This is a genomic window from Alteromonas infernus (genome assembly GCF_902705815.1).
In genome coordinates this window covers 20,931-39,794 of record NZ_CACSIG010000008.1, presented here as the reverse complement: position 1 = coordinate 39,794, position 18,864 = coordinate 20,931, and the positions used below count along the sequence as shown (strand labels likewise).

Sequence of the window (18,864 nt, the reverse complement as noted above, 5' to 3'; positions counted from 1 at the left end):
TCTTATCAAATGGAGAGTGCCGCTTTAGGGTGCTAGAGCGGCATCCGCTTTGTTACTGTGCGGCTATTTCTGCATTATCAACGCGGTATACTGCGCCTTCACCTGAACCCCATGCCGGGAACATCATAATGACGTTGATGGCGCTGATGTCTAAGCCCGCGTCGTACAGGGTTTGAAGCGGGAATGTATAGGTTTGCCATTCGCCTTCAACAGGATCTACACCTTCAAGGCTTGCTGAAATCGGTAGCTCAACCGCCGATGACACATTGATAGACTCAATTTTAAATAACCAAGGCGCCGATGCGTCGTTAGGCATTGAGCTTACTTTCATCTCAAAGCGCACTACACCGTTTGTTAGTAGCGCAGATGCGTCGTACGAATGACCGTCATCAGCAATAATACCCATTACTGTTGGCGTTGCGCCGATGCGGAATTCAGCTACCGTGCCGTGCTCTGCATCGTCTACTTCTTCAGTGGGTGTTGAACCGCCACAGCAATCCCAAATGCGCCATTGATCAGCAGCTGTATCTGCAAATAGAGTAAGGCCGCCAGCAGGTGTTTCTGCGCCGTTGTCAGGGTGGAAAATTTTAACGTTGTCTAAGCGATAGACTGCACCTTCACCAGTGCTCCAAGCAGGGAATACCATGATGACGTCAATCGCGCTTACGTCTAAACCACGGGCCTGTAAATCTGAAATAGGGAAAGTGTATGTTTGCCATTCACCTTCAACAGGGGCTTGGCCTTCAACGCTATCGGCTAAAGGAAGTTCTACCGCGGTTGATGCACCGTTTGACTCAACTTTAAATAGCCATGTTGAATCTGGATTGTTTGGCGCACTCAACACCCGCATTTCAAACTGTAGTAAACCACCGTCTGTTAGCGCTGTGGCATCAAATGGGGTATCGCCACCGCCAGATTCAGAGCGAGTAATAAAGCCCATTACCGTTGGCTCTGCACCAATGCGGAATTCTGCAGTTAGGCCATGCGCTTCATCATCCATTTCTTCAGTTGGCGTAGAACCACCACAGCAATCCCACATAGGCCAGTTAGGGTTTTGACCGTCCTCGAAGATAACTAACTCAGGGTAGCTAACGCCACCTTCCTGAGAAATTTCTACGTTCGCCATGCGATACACAGCACCGTTACCTGTATCCCATGCAGGGAAAACCATAATGACGTCGATGGCACTGGTATCAAGGCCGGCTTGTGCTAGCGCGCTCAATGGAAATTCATAAGACTCCCACACATCTTGTTCTGGTGTCGCGCCGGCCGTGTCTGCTGGGCCTACGTAGCCGTCCATCAAAGGCAGCTCAGCAAAGGTCGAACCTTCTGAGCTTTCTACTTTAAATAGCCAGTTTGTCGTTGCATTGTTAGGAAGTGACGTCACTTTGAGGTCAAATTTAACGCTGCCCGTCTCTTCGATTGGTGAGGCGTCGAATGGCGAAGCTTCTCCTTCTGGGTCAGTAATAAACTGACTGCGGCTTATAAAGCCCATTACCGTTGGCGCTTCGTTAATAGTAAACTCGTAAACTTGTCCCTGCTCTGAATCTTCTACAAGTTCAGGTGTAGTGCCACCACAGCAATCCCATGCTGGCCAGTTAGGGTTCGGCGCACCGTCAAAAATCGTTAGGTTTTGAGGAATGCCGGTCGAAGGCGGAGTAGGTACTGGCGCAGCGCCTTCCACTAGTGCATCGTCTAATGAATCGTATCCAGGGCGTACAGTTTCACAGCCCTTTTCCAGTATCTGGGTCTGACGCACATTCATATACGCGTACATAATCTACTTCGAAGGTTTGACCTTCTGCGAATGCTTCAGCATCAATACCGGTTTCATTTACATTGGCTGGCCAATCGCCACCTACCGCAAAGTTTAGAATCAGATAAAACTCTTGGTCAAATGGCGCATTATCCCAGTGTGTTGTTAGCTCGCCTGTGCCTTGTTCGTAATATTCAGCGTACCAGCCACGATGGGACAGGCCAGAGGCTTCACCATTGGCGTTATAACGTACTTCAGAGCGACGCTGGGTAGCATAAAGATACCCATCCATATACCAGCGAATTTCCCCTTCTTGCCATTCTACCGCGTAGGTATGGAAGTCATCGGCAGGGTTAGCGCCGTCGGGAAGCGAATAAGCTTGGCCAGAACTATCATTGTTTGGCCATTCCTGACCATAATGAAGGGTACCGTAGATATGGCTCTCTGGGTTGCCTTCAGCATCAGCAGCTTTTAGGTTCACGGCTTCAACAATGTCAATTTCACCAGAGCGCGGCCAACCGCCATACACTTCATCAGTAGGCATCATCCAAAACGCCGGCCAACTTCCTTGCCCTTCAGGCATTTTTGCACGCATTTCAATGCGTCCGTATTTAAAGTCGGCTTTGTAACGTGTATTAAGACGGGCTGATGTGTAAGGTTTTGGCGCACCTTCTTCGGCAGGGAGCGCAACAATTTTTAAGCTACCGTCAGAAACGAATGCGTTTTCTTCGCTGTCGGTATAGCACTGCGCCTCATTATTGCCGCCGCCGTTACAATCTACTTCATGGGTCCAGTTATCGTCATCGATACTAGCCCCATCGAATTCGTCGCTCCACACCAGCTCCCAGTCGGAAACGGGTACCGATGCGTTAACAACGTCAATATCTGTAGAAGTTGTTGAACCGCCTCCACAGCCAAATAGGGTAGTGACTGAGAGCGCGGCAGCTATCCGCGATAGTTGAGATGCTTTTTTCGTCATTGTTTTCAGCCCTGATCTAATGAAATTGGGTTTTTATGTGTGGCAACGGCCACGTAAAAAGCTTTTGTAAGCGCTTACAATTTACGCCAAATAAAAATGGCTGTTTGAAAGCGCTTACATTACATTAAGCTACTGGCGTGTAAAGATCAATACTGTTCTCATAAATTTAACATTCTACTTAAGCTGAAAAATGCGCTGTTAAATTTTATTTTTGTTTTAATACAATGATTTATTTGTTTTCTTATACCGAAGTATAGATTTTTGGTAAGTGTGTTCACGCAGCATTTACAAAAGGATTAGTGCACTTGTTAACAAGCTGTGTAAAAGTTTCTATTCGCAGAATTTTAGTCTTCAGGTATGCTCTGATTCAGGCCCAACTTGTGGATCTTCATTATGCATCACCACCATAGCGCTCGCGATAATCCTCACTCGCACAGCCATGATTTAGAGAACGCTGACTCTACGCGTATAGGCTGGGCTTTTTGGCTTAACTTTACTTTCACCATTATTGAATTTATTGGCGGGTGGTTAACTAATAGCGTAGCTATTATGGCCGATGCGGTGCATGACTTAGGTGATACCTTATCTATAGGCTTAGCGTGGTATTTAAGTAAACTAGGTAAGAAGGCATCCACTGAAAAGTACACTTACGGTTTCAAACGCTTGAGCCTAATGGGGGCCATGATAAATGGTGTCATTTTGGTCGTTGGTGCTGTGTGGATACTTTCTGAAGCTATTCCTCGACTAGCTAACCCAGAAATGCCTGTTACTGAGGGTATGATGGGCTTAGCCGTACTCGGTATTTTGGTAAATGGCCTTGCTGCCTACAAGCTTCACGGCGGGCATTCAATGAATGAAAAGGTGCTTAACTGGCATCTCATCGAAGATGCCATGGGATGGGTAGCTGTTCTTATCGTTGCTATTGTACTTCATTTTGTAAATTGGCCCATCCTCGACCCTATTTTATCTATCGGATTTACCCTCTTCATACTGATTAACGTCATCAGGTATGTGGTGCAAACTATGTCGCTATTTCTTCAGGGAGTGCCTGATTTGGCGACACGTAATGCCATAAGTAAGCAGCTATTATCAATTAAACACGTTGAAGAAATACATCACGTGCACTTTTGGTCTTTAGATGGCGAGCAACACGTTCTCACTGCTCATGTGGTAATTAATTGCTTAATAGACAATGAAAAGTTGCGAGCTTTAAAGCAGGAAGTTAATGAGCGGCTGACCCCGTTTGGTTTATCTCATACCACGATTGAGTTTGAGCTGCCCGGTGAGCCGTGTAGAGATGATAAAGACCATTTACACGCCCATTCACACAGCCACGCCCATGAAGAAATAAACTAACAATTATGTGTGGAAGTGGTGGCTTCTATAAATAGCCTAGTAAGGTTTAAATTTTAACGTTTTGCACGATAAGCGTTACGCCGCTCATTGCCAACATGGTTAGGGCTAAAAGCCTTACAGTTGCCGCGGGAACTCTCACCGCCAACAGCCGACCTATTCGAGTAAAAACAAGGATTACGGGAACTGCGCATAAAGCAGAAATAACCACTTCGCTAGATGGGAGGGTGCCTAGTGGCACTATAGCAAGTCGAATAAGAGAAGTGACGCTAAATACTGCCAATAGCGTAAATCTAATTTCGTTTATAGACCATGCTTGCCGGTAACACTGAAAAACAACAGGTGGTCCAAACGTAGAAAAAAGCCCGCCGAGTAGGCCGCCTAGCGCACCTGCTATAGAAAAACCATAAGCTCGCTCAGACGGCGTTGCCTGCTTTCTTTTTACTAAAAGAAGGCCGCAGCAACTTAAAATAGCTACGCCTAGCAATAGGTTTAGCCATGTAGTCATGCCAGCAGAAAGGTACTCAAGTAATGCATATCCTAGTGCCATAAACGGAATGCCGCTCACAAGTAATAGGGTGAAAGCACGCTTGTTTATATGGTCTATATTTCGGGCAACCAAGCTAACGGAATTGAACAGACTAAGGAAGCATACTACGAAGGTGGTAGCAGTAAGCGGTAAAATATTAAACAAGGTAAAGCTAGACACCACCATAAGTCCAAAGCCAAACCCGCTTAATGTTTGAAGAAGCGTTGCAAGACCTAAAAGCGCGAACATGGGAAGCAGTGTTTCTAAAAGCATTCTGTGTAATTCCTAATGTGAGTGCGATTTATGCCAAAAATGCGCTAAGAGTCTGGTTTTTCAGGCTAGTGCCAAAACGTCGTTGAATTGATTAAGGTGCCTAGTGAAAAGCGCAGATAGAAGCTTATACTGCCTAAAAACTAGTGTATTTAAGTTTTACCTAATTAATACTCTAGTTTTTTGTTTTTTCTCCGATACTTATAATACAACGCTACTTCAGACTAATGGTTAAGAGGTATTAACATCTGTTAGTCTGGTAAAAATAATTCTATAAAAAATCTACCGGTAACTACACATGTTTGTATCTCGCAGTAAATACGAAGAAAAAGACGCTGAAGTTCGTCAACTAGAAGTGAAACTTGAAGAGGCTCTAAAGAGAGTTGAGCTGCTTGAGACTGAAAACAGCGATTTACATTCTGCTATTGAAACGGCGACTAATCAGCAAGTGTCGGTAACTGAATCGGTGGTAGTGAAGTGCTTAATCGATGCACTGGGCCAGCTAGAAGGGGTTCGAGAAACGGTTCTGCATTCCTACGAACGCATCAACGCTGAGAGCCAGTCCATCGTTAATATCAATGAACTATTCAGTGAGTCAGCGTCGACATTAAATAAAATTGTTTCTGATATGAGTGGCCTAAATGTACAGATGGGGAGCATGAGCGAGCGTATTTCCGGCCTTTCCACTACTGCTGATAACATCAACAAGTTTGTTACCACAATTACGAGTATTTCTGATCAAACCAACTTGCTGGCTCTTAATGCCGCCATAGAGGCTGCCCGCGCAGGTGACGCTGGGCGAGGGTTTAGTGTTGTTGCCGATGAGGTTCGCGCACTAGCAACGGAAACGAACAAATCCGCCACGGAAGTTTCTGAGCTTGTAAACGGAATTATTCAATCTACGTCCAAGGCTGTTTCTGGTGTGAATGAGCTGCGGGGCAATAACGAGCAGTTAGAAACTGGTATTAACCAGCTTAACGGTAGCTATGAAAGCATGGTTCAACATTGCGATAGTATGAAATCTACAATCAGTGAAGGAGCTATGGCTACCTTTATCCAAACGGTAAAACTAGACCATGTTGTATGGAAATCAGACGTTTACGCAGTGATGTGCGGTTATAGCAGTAAAACAGCAGCGGAATTTAGTGACCACGTAAACTGTCGGCTAGGCAAGTGGTACAGTGGCAATGCAAGTACAGCGATCGGTCAAACAGCCGCATTCAGAGAAATCGATATTCCCCACGCGAAGGTGCACAGTAGCGGTATTGCGGCAGTGCAAGCTAAGCAAAATGGGAACAATGCTGAAGCTGATGCTAAGCTCATAGAAATGGAACAAGCAAGCGAACGGGTTATGACATTGCTTGACCGACTGATAAATTAACGCCCGTTAAGTATTATCGGGCCCTGTAAATTTAAGCGGCGTCACACAATGTGTGACGCGTGAATCTTGAGGCTGCTTAGTGAGTGAGATACCAAGTTCAACAGAACACGAACGTATTTTAGCGCTTGAAGCCCGCGTGAACTCTTTAGAGCGCCAGTTAAAGCGCCAAAAGATTGCGCGTAAAAATGCCGAATCCTTTCTAGAAACATATTCTCAAGACGCTTACCTTGCAAATCAAGCGCTCAGAAAAGCATTGAACGACTCTAAGCAGCGTGAGCGCGAACTGCTTTACTTAAACCGCACCGCTTCTCAGCTAACCCAAGCAAAATCTGGCGTAAGTTATATTTTTTCAGCGCTTGAATCGGCGGTTGAGTTTAGCGGCGCTTATTGTGGTAAAGCTTTCACCGTTAAGGACGGCAAATTATCGATAGGCGATGATGATCGAGTTCTTGCTAATGGCCAAGGTTGGATAACCTCTCATGACCTTGCAAAGTTAATTTTAGATGAGACGCCGTTAGATTTACGAGAAAGCTATTCCCACTGGTGCGTAAGCGCAGTCATACGGCCTGATACGCACAAAGAGGCACGGTTACTTCACTTTATGCATGAAATGTCACAGGGTGAATATACGTGGCTGGTGCTACTTACTAACGATGATAACCTTGAAGAAGAAACACTCTACGTTTTAGATACCACTAAACACTATCTCAATATTACCTCTCGATACCAAAATAAGAAAAGCGAGTTAGATAATCGTCAGCTTGAACTAAGCAACGTCAAAAAAGATCGTGACTTCTTGGAAGAACGATTAGTTAGTGCAGATAAAATGGCAATGTTAGGGCAACTTGCCGCAGGTATTGCTCACGAGATTAACAACCCTATTGGCTATGTACGAAGTAATACGATGGTTGCGAAAGACATCTTTAACGATTACCAACGTGCGCTTGAAGAAATTGGCAACTTGTGTACCCGGGCAGGTGGTGAGATAGAAGAACAATTTACAGCGCTTGAAAAGCGTTTTTCGCTTAAAGACAGCGCAATAGAAATAGCACAAATGTTCGATGAATCCCATGAAGGGATAGAACGCATCATAGAAATTGTTAAAGCCTTACGCAGCTTTTCTTACCCTGGTTCTGGTAAACATACCCAGATAAGCGCTATTGAAGCGATGAACACGGTTATTAAACTTACTAACAACTTACATCGTTATCGCAATAATGTGGTTTTCGAAGTGCCAAGAGAAGACGTTTTCTTTAACGGTAACTCAGGGCAGATTCAGCAAGTTCTCATGAATTTCTTAACTAACGCCATATATGCTACACCACAAGGCAAAGGCATAACGTTGAAGGTAGAAAGGGATGAGCAGAACGTCATTCTTGTTATAGATGACGAAGGCGAGGGGATGTCTAAAGAAACGCTGAGCAAAATTTTTACGCCTTTTTTTACCACTAAACCGCCGGGGGAGGGCACTGGCTTAGGCATGTCTATCTCAATGACAATTGTTGAACAGCACAACGGAAAAATTAATATTGCCAGTGAAGAAGGGAAGGGAACAAAAGTATCGGTGATACTTCCTGTAGCCTAAAGTATAAATTACTTTTCTAACGCTCTGATAAATTATAAAATTTCTCTAATTTTTCCCGTTTCACTAGACAGCAGATGTTTATGTTCTAGTCTAAGGGGAGAGCGATGATTCCCGCTTTGACGGACGAACGCTTTGCATAACGGAGAAAGCACTGCATGAGAAACAACCAGCCGGTTACTCAAAAAGAATACAAGTTTCCTACTCACCATCGACTTATTTCCTCTACCGACAAGCGCGGAGTTATACAGCATTGTAACGACGAGTTTGTTGAAGTAAGTGGGTTCAGTAGAGATGAACTAATCGGCAAAAATCACAATATAATAAGACATCCAGATATGCCATCGCCAGTGTTTAAGGAAATGTGGCGTACATTAGAGTCTGGCCAAAGCTGGTTAGGCTTGGTTAAAAATAGAAGAAAAAATGGCGACCATTACTGGGTTTCTGCTTTCGTAACGCCTGTTTACGAAGGAGCGACGATAGTGGGCTATGAGTCTGTTAGGGTTCCTGCTTCGAATGCAGAGACCAGGCGAGCATCGGGCATTTACGCGAGGTTGCAACAAGGAAAGTCTGCGGTATCTGCCACATCGCGTTTTACGCAAATGCTTATGCATATGGCGCCCTCGTTGTTAATAAGTGCGCTTTTAGTTGTCGCGCTTGGATTAACTCATGGCTTAGCTGCTGCGGGCATTGCGTTTGTCGGTACGTTAGTTTTAGTCACTGTTCAACAAGCGAAAGGTAAAAAAGACTGGAATGCGCTGCTTTCTTTGAGCCCTAAAAGTTACGCAAACGATACCGTGGCCCAAACCTACTATGACGACGCCACGCATATTGCGCAAGCCAAGCTTGCGCTTGCCTGCGAACTGGCACGCAATAGAACGGCATTAACGAGAATTAAAGATGCATCAGCAAGTCTAGAAAATATCGCTAATACCACCCACCAACAAGCAGAAAGCACAAGCGCAGCGGTGGTTCAGCAAAACCAAGCAACACAGCAAATTGCATCGGCAGTTACACAAATGAGTCAAGCCATTCAAGAAGTGGCAGAGCGGGTGGAAAGTAATGCTATAAGTGCTCGGTCTGCGGCGGAAAACGTGGCAACGGGGAATGAAAAAGCCGAGCAGGCAATGCAGGCAATTGTTGCGCTGCGTGAAGCCGTAGAGTCAATTTCAACAACGGTAACTGAGCTTGCTCAGTCCACCAGTGATATTGGCGAAGCAGCCAATATCATCTCTACAATTGCAGAACAAACCAATTTACTAGCGCTGAATGCTGCTATTGAAGCCGCAAGAGCCGGTGAGCAAGGCAGAGGCTTTGCTGTAGTTGCCGATGAAGTCAGAACGCTAGCCTCAAAAACCCGGGAATCTACAGACAAAATTCACAATATTATTAATGAATTAGCAGAACGCTCTGAGCGAGCCGTACGTGTCTCGAATGAAGGGTTAACATCGGCTGAACACGGCAGCGCTATTGTTGAAGAGACCCGTGGGGCGCTATTTGAGATAAACAGCGCGGTGAAAGGGATAGCTGATGCTACGGTTGAAATGTCGTCGGCGGTTGAAGAGCAAAGCACGGTAGCAGAACATATCAATCAGCAGCTAGTTGAAGTTGCCGATGGCGCCTCGGAAACACAGCGTTCGTCAGAGGCCTCATTGGCGGCGAGTCACGACTTGCGTGCTACTGTAAATCAAGTTCACGAGCTAATTCTTCGTTTTAGTACAAACGAGAAAGAGGGAGAGTAACTTCTCCCTTTCTAATGTCGTGACTAATTACTGTTAAGCCCAGCGTGCAGGCCCCGCTTGTAAGCTGCGATGGCTGGGAACAACGACACCAAGTAGGTACAGCCTAATATGAGCAATACTATGATGACACTGCTTTGACTAAATAGTGGGCTTGATAAAAATAACCCGTACGTACTGCTTAGCCAAGGTTTGAACATGCTCATTAATACGGCAACCAGTGCGATGCTTAATGCTGCGCTAACAATAGTGAGTAGCATTGCTTCTAGCTGGATCAGTAACAGTAGAGTAAACGGGCCAGCGCCAATTGTACGCAATACGGCAATCTCCTGATAGCGCTCTCGCATTGTTGCTAACAGCATGGTTGCCAGGCCAATAAGGGCGCAAATCACTATTAAACCTGACAAACCTAATAGCAAGGCCTCTACATTTCCCATTATCTGCCACAATTCAGCCAGTGCCATACCAGGTAAAATTGCCATTAGTGGCTCTTTTTTACTCTGATTAATTTGATATTGCAGTTGTAATGCGGCTGCGCGGTTTTTCAGTCCTAGCATGACGACAGACACAGATTCAGGTGTAAATGCGTCACTATCATAATTGTCTTGAGTAGGCTCTTTATGTTCATGTTCATGTTCATTTGTGCTGTGACCGTTAAGAAAAGCCGTTTTTTTACGTAACCGTGATGTATGCGCAGACTTAGGGCCTGAATGGGCTTTCTCTAACCCTTGTAATGTGACATACACCGCTTTATCTACTGGCGTTCCCGTTTTCTCGAGGATACCTGAAATAATAAAAGGGTGATCGTCATGGTTATTAAAAGAGACACTTCCAAGGCCGTGAGAAACAATTATCTTATCGCCAACCGTGTAGCCTAGTGAATCCGCAACATCAGCGCCTACAACGGTAGATAAAGGCTGCTCAAATACACGCCCTTCTGTCAGGGCTAAAGCTTGCTTGTCACCGTATTTAAAGTGTTCAAAAAAGCGGTTTGTCGTTCCTATAACTCTGAACCCTCGGTGAGTGTCACCTAATGAGAGGGGAATTAGCCAAGAAACCTGTTTATTCGATTTTAGCGACGCCACACTTTTGTAATCAATACCTTTAGTAGGCGTACCGATATTGAACACTGAAGACAGCAATAAATTCAACTGGCCGCTTGGGGCGCCAACAATTAGGTCAACGCCAGAAACGGTGCGTGTAAAGCTTGTTTTTACTTGGCTGCGAACAATATCTACACACAGCAGTAAGCTAATGCTAATGGTTATGCTTAAAAGGGTGAGTAACGCGGTTGTTTTTCTGCGTTTCAAGCTTTCGATGGCAATAGTGCTTAGCATTACAGGCTCTCCTGCTTAGGTTTGCTTGTATGCTTTACTGCGTGCGGTGGTTGTGTCGTTGATGGGAGGCTTAGTTCAGAAATACGACAATGGCGGTCAAAATAGCGTTCCATCGCGTTATCATGACTTACAAATATCATGGTGCTGTCACTAGCGACCTCTTTCAGTAATGCCATAAAACTGTCACGGGCATCTGCATCAAGCGCTGATGTTGGCTCGTCCACAATTAATAGTTGAGGACTATTGATAAGCGCACGGGCTATTGCCACACGCTGCTGCTGTCCAATACTTAGTGCATCAGCTTTGGCATGTAAAACATGGGAAGGTAGCTGTAACCTATCAAGTAACTCACAGGTATTAGCCAGAACCTTTTGGCTACTATTGCCTTTACCTGAGAAATACGCGGCTGCGCTAATGTTTTGTGCAACCGAGAGGTAGGGGATGAGATTGAACTGCTGAAATACCACACCAATATTACGTGCTCTAAACTTGTCTCTTTGTCGATTAGATAAAGACGAGAACGGCTGTCCTAGCAAGGCAATGCTGCCTGCCGTTGGAGTAAGGGTGCCACAAAGTAAATTCAGTAACGTACTTTTTCCGCTACCAGACGGGCCGGAAAGAAACATATGCTCACCGCGTGATACTTGCCATTTTTCAATATTGAGTATCGGAGTGCTTTCTTTCGAATACGCAAAGTTTACATGACTAACTTCAATGGCGCTTTTACACTGAGTAAGAGCGCTCTTATTATTTATTATATTCACGCTAAGCCCAACCTAGGTCTTTGTTGTTATATATTGCAAAAGCAAACGATGCGCTCACTTGTACTAAAAGCAAGTTACCGCTTTGAAGTAATGCTATCAAATCACAATTGTATCAAATAGCATTTGGGTAAAGCGGCGCTTGCTCTTGTTATTTGCTCATTATAACGACGTGTTAGGCAAGTTAGCTTAAGGAATGTTAGCCATTAGCTTGAAGCTTTACCACTTCGGCGCTCTCATCTTCTAACACGCTTTCTGCCGTTGCGCCTTTAAAGATTTTGCTAATTTTATCTTTGTTCTTCGACAGCATAATAGTGAGCTCTTCCACAGTGCTATCGTCTAATTTGATACCTTTAGCCTGAATGTAATCAGCTAAGTTGTCTGCTGCATCGAGCATTTTGTCGTACTGATCAGCCTCTTTTTTATCGGTAGTTACCAATTTCTCTACCCCTTTGTGCGTAACAACATATTGTGTGGTAATGGCCATGGTAGGTCCCCCATTAGTTAAAGACATAAAAACTGTACAGCATTTAACTGTATAAATAAACAGTATTAAGGGGAATGTTTAGGTTAAATTTAGTCCGAAGGTAGCGTATTATACTTTAGTCTAGGCTGTGTGAACTTGTCACATTTACACGTTACGCTTCAGAATGCTTATGTAAGCTGAGGAAATTAAGTATATAGGGGCGGGCTTGAATCTTGACCGTATTCCATAAAAAGGACTTCTTTAAAGGTAATGGCAATGAACGAAGCAATTCAGCGCGATATTCAAGCTATAAACGCAATTGAAGCAATACCGCATATTATGGAAATCTTAGCCAGTACGCTTCGTTTACGGTTTATCTGTGTAGCCAGAGTAACTGAAGAGGCGTGGACTATGTGCTCAGTATTAGACAATGCTGAGTTTGGGCTGTCGCCTGGCGATGAATTAGAAATAGAAACCACATTTTGTCGAACGGTTCGGGCAAACAGAAAAGAAATTGTCATCAATCATGCGTCTGCAGATAATGAATATCGTGAAAACCCTATTCCTATTATGTACGGGTTTGAAAGCTATTTCTCCTATCCTCTTTACGATGCGAAAGGTGAATTCTTTGGCACATTATGTGGGCTAGACCCTGAGCCCCGTGAGCTGCGAACCGAGGCGGTTCACGGCCAAGTCAGTGCTTTTGCGAAACTGATATCCAATCAAATATTGTTGAACGATCATATTGAGCAAACGCTTACGCAGCTTAGTGACGCAAAAAATATGGCTCGTCTGCAAGAGCAGTATATCGCCATTCTAGGCCACGATATCCGCACGCCTCTGTCTTCTATTCAAATTGGTATAAGCTTTCTAGATGACGTAATCAAAGACAGTGAGGTTGCAAGTACGGTACAAGTACCGGTTTTTAAAGCGGTATCTCGCATGAAAAATAGCGTGCAGAGAATTTCGCGCTTGATAGAAGATACGATGGATTTTACGCACACCAGAGTAGGGCAGGGCTTACCGGTCAAATTAGCAGTATCTAATAACCTTAGTCAGCAGATAAATTATACCGTAGAAGAGTTAGCCACCGCTTTCCCCAAAAGCTCAATACGTATTCATGTTGATATTACGCGACCGTTAATTTGTGATGACAAACGGATTTGCCAATTACTATCTAACCTTTTAAAAAACGCGTTAATTCATGGCGATTTGTCATACCCTGTTTACGTGAAGGTCCTAACCAATAGCAACGACTTCATTCTTAGTGTACAAAACAGCGGAACGCCCATTTCTGATGATTCTAAGGCTCGTTTATTTCAACCGTTTTGGCGTAAAGAAAGCAATAGGCAGAATGAAGGTTTAGGATTAGGTTTATTTATAGCGTCAGAGATAGCAAAAGCCCACAAGGGTACGTTGGGGGTTAATTCTGACTACAATGGTACGGAATTCACGCTGCGTTTCCCCTTGCAAACCGTTTCTTCAAATATTTTCGAAAGCTAAGCCTGAAAACGCACTGGTTGATTAACACTTGTGCAATTGCGCCAGTGCACGTATAATGCGCGCCCTTACAGCCAACCTAACTCGTTCCTTGTCTCCATACAGTCGGCTGTACTGTCGAGGCTACAACCGTAAGGAGCTATAATGCGTCATTACGAAATCGTATTTATGGTTCACCCTGATCAGAGTGAACAAGTACCTGGTATGATCGAGCGTTATACTACAATTCTTAAGCAAGACGGTGGTCAAGTTCATCGTTTAGAAGATTGGGGCCGTCGTCAACTGGCTTACCCAATTGAAAAGCTGCACAAAGCCCACTACGTACTAATCAATGCTGAAGCGACTGCAGAAGCTGTTGACGAACTGGAAAATGCTTTCCGTTTCAACGACGTGATCCTACGTAACATGGTAATGCGCACTAAGACTGCTGTGACTGAGCCTTCTCCAATGATGAAAGAAGAGCCTCGTCGTGAGCGTCGTGACGATTCTGCACCTCGCCAAGAACGCGCAGAAAAGAAAACTGAAACCACTGAAGACAACGCTTAAGGAGATCACCCATGGCTCGTTTTTTCAGACGTCGTAAGTTCTGCCGTTTCACTGCAGAAGGTGTGACTGAGATTGATTACAAAGATATCGCTACTCTTAAGAACTACATCACTGAGAGCGGTAAAATTGTCCCTAGCCGTATTACTGGTACAAGCGCAAAATATCAGCGTCAGCTGTCTTCTGCGATCAAGCGCGCACGTTTTCTTGCGTTGCTTCCGTACACTGATTCACACAAGTAATTTGGCGAATATAAGGGTTAGCTAAGATGAATATCATCCTACTAGATAAAATCGCCAACCTTGGCGGCCTGGGCGACCAAGTGACTGTTAAGTCTGGTTACGCTCGTAACTTCCTTTTCCCACAGGGTAAAGCGGTTCCTGCAACTAAAGACAACGTTGAAAAGTTCGAAGCACGTCGTGCTGAACTTGAAGCGAAGATCGCTGAGCAACTAGCTGCTGCAAACGCACGCGCTGAAAAAGTTGCTGAGCTTGCTGAAGTTACAATCGCAGCTCCTGCTGGTGACGAAGGTAAACTATTTGGCTCTGTTGGTACTCGTGACATCGCTGATGCAATCACTGCAGCTGGCGTTGAAGTACAAAAAGCAGAAGTTAAACTACCTACTGGTACTCTTCGTGAGACTGGTGAGTATGACATCGACTTACAACTTCACTCTGACGTTATCACTTCAATTAAAGTGATCATCATTGCTGAAGCGTAATCGCTGACGTATTTGAAAAAAAAAGCCGCTCTTCGAGCGGCTTTTTTTTTGGCCTAAATTTCATGTCGAGTATCTTGTTGCTTAAAAATAAGGGTAAAGCGAAAGTATATTGGTAGACAATTTTAAAAGTGCTTTCTGCAAATCAACTATCTAAATAGACAAGTCGTCACTACTCACTCTTCCACTCAATTACACTCAACGATACCTTCTTATTGGCTTGTTACAAATAATGGGTGGTGAATTGCAACTTACTGTTTAGACTGTGGACTTCCGTCACAAAGCTTTTATAAGCGAAGAATTAAGGGACTAAAGCAAGTGAAGCAGTATATCGCCATCTTTTTTATATCAACCTGCATGCTAGCTGGGTGCGCAACACCTAATCGAATAACAAGAGTTGATGATAGCAATGCGATAGTCGTTTACACCGATGAAAGCGGGTACGAGGACAGATTCAGCAATATTTACGACGGTTTTAAAGCATACCCCGTCACGTGCACTAATGATTGCTACCCGGCGTCTGCCGATATTGAATGTGAAAGCGACATGCAAAATTGTCAGTTTGTTGGCAACAACCCGACAGTGAACACGCACACCGGCTTTAACGTTACCTGGTTAGGGCACGCCAGTTTTCTGCTCAACACCGCAAGTGGTGAGCAAATACTTATCGACCCTGTGTTTGGGCAGTTTGATTGGCCCGTTAATTGGGCTTTTCGATTGGCGGAGGGGTTCAGCCGCAACGAACCCGCTGAGGTAGGTGAAGACAAACTCGCTCAAACCGATGCGGTAGTCTATTCCCATATTCATTATGATCATTTTAATAAAGCCGATATTGCCGAATTAGGCACAAAGCCCGAATATCTTGTTCCGTTAGGTTTCGCAGAGCACTTCCCTAATAGAGGCTATACGATTAAAGAGATGGCGTGGTATACGAGTAAAAAAACCGGCAAAACCGCTATACATTTTGTGCCCGCTCATCACTTCAGTAACCGGATTTGGGTGCCCTATTTATACGAGGATGACAATGCAACATTGTGGGGCGGTTGGGTCTTTGAACATGAAGGGAATACTTTGTTCTTTGCGGGGGATACAGGGTATTCACCACATTTCAAAGATATTAAAGCCCGCTTTGGTGACATAGATGTTTGCCTGTTACCCATAGCGTCTTATTTCAGCGAAACCTCACCTAAATGGTATCGCAAGGTTCACACCACGCCAGAGGACGCTATTGTTGCTTCCCAAGACCTTGGCTGTAAAGTCGTCGTGCCTTGGGGCTTTGGAAATGCTAGTTGGATGATGGGAGATAAAACCTCGCATTCTGCGCTATTTCGATTGATGAAAATGAAGCAACAGCTAAATACAACAATACCGTGGGTTATTCTAAATGAAGGCGAGCAGGTATCTTTTTGACAGCTGATAAGATTATCTTGCGTAGCTCTAACGGAGTGGTTATTCTTTAATCTAATAAGGAATGCTTTTATATTCAGGGGATGAATTTGTTAAAGTTTGGAAGTGCCGCTTTAATTTTGTTTTCGATAGCGCTCTGCACTTACGCAGGGGTTTTCATTCACTTATCTAGCCAGAATCCCACTCGCGCGCCTGCCCCTTTCACCACGTGCTTAGATAATTGCACTATGAATTTGGAGTACCGGGTTTCTGAACCCTTTCAGCGCACAGTGGTGCAAAATACACTCAATCAAATTTTTACATCTTATATTGAAGAAGATGTGGGGTATTACGTTTCTTGTAGCGACAAACGCTGTAGGCTTTGGGTGTATGTAAACATGCCAGCAAAATTAGATCCGATTCTTCACCGTTTGGAAAATGAAGTGACACCATTACTGGACACAGATTCGCGCTATCACATTGATAACGAAGATAATGAAAGGTACTCCTTATATACCTATAGTCCAAAGCACTCGACTAACGCGCCTTAAGCGCGATTTTCGCGCACTTCTCACGCCATTCATCATCCAGAACAGTGAGTTGAGCCAGCTTTCCAGCGAGTGCTTTGTCGGCTTTGGTGTGAGCACACTGCATTAAAGTGTGAATGTTAACGGTGTCGTCTTCACGGTGAAGCAACGCTACCTCGCCACCCACGTTAATAACTCCTGTTTTAATAACACGGTAGTACCAACCAGTAATACCGCGCTCGCCCACAAATCTGTCTAAATTCGGAATGTTAAAACGCTGAGAAATCTTACTGCAAGGTGCCCGAGGCGCACTGACTTGTAACTCAACGTCGCCAAATTTCCAGATATCGCCGATATAAACGGTGGCATCGTCCATGCCCTCTACACTTATATTTTCGCCAATACTTCCTAATGAGAAGTCGCCCTCAGGGAAATGTTTTCTTAATGTAAGATAATTGGTCGGGTTGAATTGATGCAGTACCTTTTCAGGTCCTCCGTGAAGGCGTGTATTAGCTTGTTGGTCTTCATCGGTTCGATCTATGTGAACCGTAAGCGAGTTAACCGGGCTTTTGACAATGCTGCTTGGGGCTCCGCGAGGGCCCAGTGGCTTTGGCTTTCCGGCAAATAAGGCGTCAACACTAAAGGTAGGCAACATGGTCTCTCCCCAAAAATATTTTTGTCTATTTAAACCTTTCTACTATAGGGTACGACTAACCTTATAACACTCTTATACCAGTCCGCATAGATAATTACACAATCAGCGAGACTTAAAATGTTCGTAATCGCGACGTGTTACCGCAGGTATAGTGGTTCTACATCAAGGTGACACAACAAAGAATACGGACATTTTAAACTCGCCCTTCGGGAAGGTCTGGCAAGCTTCTGAGTGGGCAATTATCTATGCGGATTGGTATTTTGCTAATCAGTACCACGAATAACAAAGAGAAAATAATGGAACACACACAACAACGTGTTGTACACGCCAATGTGGTGTTCGGTAACAAAAGCGAAAATGAGCTGATATTAAAAGCGAAAAGTGGCGATAAACACGCGTTTAGAGCACTTTACGATGAGCATATTGGGCGCGTATACGCATTGTGTTATCGGCTTACCGGTGAAAAAGGGATGGCAGAAGATGCCGCGCAAGAGGTCTTCATTCAGCTTTGGAGAAAACTGAATAACTTTGATGGTCAAAGTCAGTTTTCTACGTGGCTGCACAGCGTAACCGCGAACATCACTATTTCTTACATGCGCAAGCAAAAGGGCTGGGTGCAACGCATGTTCAATTTAGAGAGTAGCGGTATCAGTGAGATGACAGCACAAAGCAGCAGTACTGACATAGATTTAGAAGCATTGGTTATTCGCCTTCCCGAAAGGGCAAGAATGGTGTTCGTACTGCACGCCCTTGAAGGTTACCGCCACGAAGATATTGCAAATATGTTGAATATGGCAGTGGGGTCGAGCAAGGCGCAGTTTTTCCGTGCCAAGCAATTATTGAAAGGCTTTATGGGAGTCGATGATGAGTGATTTTGATCAAAAGCTTGCTCAGCATATTTCTGGGTTATCCAAAGAGAAGCAACCCGAGCGGGACCTGTGGCGAGGTGTAGAGCTAGGTATAGCATCGGCTCAAGACGCCCCTTCAAGCGATGACGCTTCGTCATCTACGGTTACATCAAGACAGTGGATGGCGATAGCCGCAAGCGTTTGCGTAGTCACGGTATTATGGTTCGCTGCCCCCTTTGCGTTTAACGCTGATGAAAGTCGAAGCGATGGCTATGCGCTGATTGACGCAATGAGCATGCAACAGCAGCAACAAGTAAACAGTCTGCTAGCAAGCTATCAAAGTACGCCTGCACTTACTCAGGACTGGCAGGAGCAGTTAAAAGAATTAGACGATGCCGCAGATGTTATTAAAGCGGCGTTGAAAGACGATCCAGATAACTCAGCATTGATCAAAATGCTGCATCATGTATATCAACAGCAAATTGCCTTAATTGAGCGAGTGCACGCGCCAAAGTGGCAGCAAATTTAATAAGG

The 18,864-nt window shown here is 44.6% G+C and carries 16 protein-coding genes and 1 pseudogene; 11 read left to right on the top strand and 6 right to left on the bottom strand.

Annotated features, from left to right (window positions below):
- Window positions 1-52 precede the first annotated feature (52 nt).
- Window positions 53-2,735: pseudogene (locus tag ACX5J7_RS02055) on the bottom strand (family 16 glycosylhydrolase).
- A 393-nt stretch (window positions 2,736-3,128) separates the two neighbouring features.
- On the opposite strand from ACX5J7_RS02055, the gene ACX5J7_RS02050 reads away from it, so the two are divergent.
- The gene (locus tag ACX5J7_RS02050) at window positions 3,129-4,091 is read left to right on the top strand and encodes a cation diffusion facilitator family transporter (RefSeq protein ID WP_024017145.1); all 963 of its coding nucleotides are present in this window, start codon (window positions 3,129-3,131) and stop codon (window positions 4,089-4,091) included.
- Between the two features lie 46 nt (window positions 4,092-4,137).
- Here the strand turns inward: ACX5J7_RS02050 and ACX5J7_RS02045 are convergent, their stop codons facing one another.
- Window positions 4,138-4,890 carry a sulfite exporter TauE/SafE family protein gene (locus ACX5J7_RS02045; RefSeq protein ID WP_015068376.1) on the bottom strand — a complete coding sequence of 251 codons (753 nt, stop codon included), beginning with the start codon at window positions 4,888-4,890 and terminating at the stop codon, window positions 4,138-4,140.
- Window positions 4,891-5,185: 295 nt separating this feature from the next.
- Between ACX5J7_RS02045 and ACX5J7_RS02040 the strand changes: the two genes are divergently transcribed.
- From ACX5J7_RS02040 to ACX5J7_RS02030, 3 genes are all read left to right on the top strand, one after another.
- Window positions 5,186-6,268 (top strand): methyl-accepting chemotaxis protein, encoded by a 1,083-nt coding sequence (locus ACX5J7_RS02040; RefSeq protein ID WP_012519962.1) that lies wholly within the window; start codon window positions 5,186-5,188, stop codon window positions 6,266-6,268.
- A gap of 79 nt (window positions 6,269-6,347) precedes the next feature.
- On the top strand, window positions 6,348-7,853 hold the full coding sequence (locus tag ACX5J7_RS02035) for a sensor histidine kinase (protein ID WP_498705921.1): 1,506 nt from the start codon (window positions 6,348-6,350) through the stop codon (window positions 7,851-7,853).
- 155 nt (window positions 7,854-8,008) lie between these two features.
- A complete protein-coding gene (locus ACX5J7_RS02030) occupies window positions 8,009-9,592 on the top strand; it encodes a methyl-accepting chemotaxis protein (protein WP_012519960.1) in 1,584 nt (527 codons plus the stop codon).
- A gap of 23 nt (window positions 9,593-9,615) precedes the next feature.
- On the opposite strand, the gene ACX5J7_RS02025 is transcribed toward ACX5J7_RS02030, so the two are convergent.
- The 3 genes from ACX5J7_RS02025 to ACX5J7_RS02015 all read right to left on the bottom strand — a co-directional run bounded on the left by ACX5J7_RS02025 (window position 9,616) and on the right by ACX5J7_RS02015 (window position 12,174).
- A complete protein-coding gene (locus ACX5J7_RS02025; protein WP_498705919.1) occupies window positions 9,616-10,926 on the bottom strand; it encodes an ABC transporter permease in 1,311 nt (436 codons plus the stop codon).
- Window positions 10,926-11,690 (bottom strand): ABC transporter ATP-binding protein, encoded by a 765-nt coding sequence (locus ACX5J7_RS02020; protein WP_474376174.1) that lies wholly within the window; start codon window positions 11,688-11,690, stop codon window positions 10,926-10,928. The genes ACX5J7_RS02025 and ACX5J7_RS02020 overlap by 1 nt, the downstream gene beginning before the upstream one ends.
- A 196-nt stretch (window positions 11,691-11,886) precedes the next feature.
- Window positions 11,887-12,174, bottom strand: a complete 288-nt coding sequence (locus tag ACX5J7_RS02015) for a YebG family protein (RefSeq protein WP_012519957.1) — start codon at window positions 12,172-12,174, stop codon at window positions 11,887-11,889.
- Window positions 12,175-12,429: 255 nt separating this feature from the next.
- Here ACX5J7_RS02015 and ACX5J7_RS02010 point away from each other — a divergent pair, with 255 nt between their 5' ends.
- From ACX5J7_RS02010 to ACX5J7_RS01990, 5 genes are all read left to right on the top strand, one after another.
- A complete protein-coding gene (locus ACX5J7_RS02010; RefSeq protein WP_498705917.1) occupies window positions 12,430-13,656 on the top strand; it encodes a GAF domain-containing sensor histidine kinase in 1,227 nt (408 codons plus the stop codon).
- Window positions 13,657-13,797: 141 nt separating this feature from the next.
- A complete protein-coding gene (rpsF, locus tag ACX5J7_RS02005; protein ID WP_012519955.1) occupies window positions 13,798-14,199 on the top strand; it encodes a 30S ribosomal protein S6 in 402 nt (133 codons plus the stop codon).
- A gap of 11 nt (window positions 14,200-14,210) precedes the next feature.
- Entirely contained in the window at window positions 14,211-14,438 is a 228-nt protein-coding gene (gene rpsR, locus ACX5J7_RS02000) for a 30S ribosomal protein S18 (RefSeq protein WP_012519954.1), read from the top strand.
- Between the two features lie 26 nt (window positions 14,439-14,464).
- Window positions 14,465-14,917, top strand: a complete 453-nt coding sequence (rplI, locus tag ACX5J7_RS01995) for a 50S ribosomal protein L9 (protein ID WP_012519953.1) — start codon at window positions 14,465-14,467, stop codon at window positions 14,915-14,917.
- Window positions 14,918-15,271: 354 nt separating this feature from the next.
- Window positions 15,272-16,324 carry an MBL fold metallo-hydrolase gene (locus ACX5J7_RS01990; protein ID WP_043960357.1) on the top strand — a complete coding sequence of 351 codons (1,053 nt, stop codon included), beginning with the start codon at window positions 15,272-15,274 and terminating at the stop codon, window positions 16,322-16,324.
- 513 nt (window positions 16,325-16,837) lie between these two features.
- On the opposite strand, the gene ACX5J7_RS01985 is transcribed toward ACX5J7_RS01990, so the two are convergent.
- Complete coding sequence (locus tag ACX5J7_RS01985; protein ID WP_015068370.1) at window positions 16,838-17,482, bottom strand: MOSC domain-containing protein; 645 nt, start codon at window positions 17,480-17,482, stop codon at window positions 16,838-16,840.
- 296 nt (window positions 17,483-17,778) lie between these two features.
- On the opposite strand from ACX5J7_RS01985, the gene ACX5J7_RS01980 reads away from it, so the two are divergent.
- Together ACX5J7_RS01980 and ACX5J7_RS01975 are read left to right on the top strand one after the other, a co-directional pair.
- The gene (locus ACX5J7_RS01980; RefSeq protein WP_015068369.1) at window positions 17,779-18,354 is read left to right on the top strand and encodes an RNA polymerase sigma factor; all 576 of its coding nucleotides are present in this window, start codon (window positions 17,779-17,781) and stop codon (window positions 18,352-18,354) included.
- Window positions 18,347-18,859, top strand: coding sequence for a hypothetical protein (locus ACX5J7_RS01975; RefSeq protein WP_278385965.1), 513 nt, complete (start codon window positions 18,347-18,349; stop codon window positions 18,857-18,859). The genes ACX5J7_RS01980 and ACX5J7_RS01975 overlap by 8 nt, the downstream gene beginning before the upstream one ends.
- Window positions 18,860-18,864 lie beyond the last annotated feature (5 nt).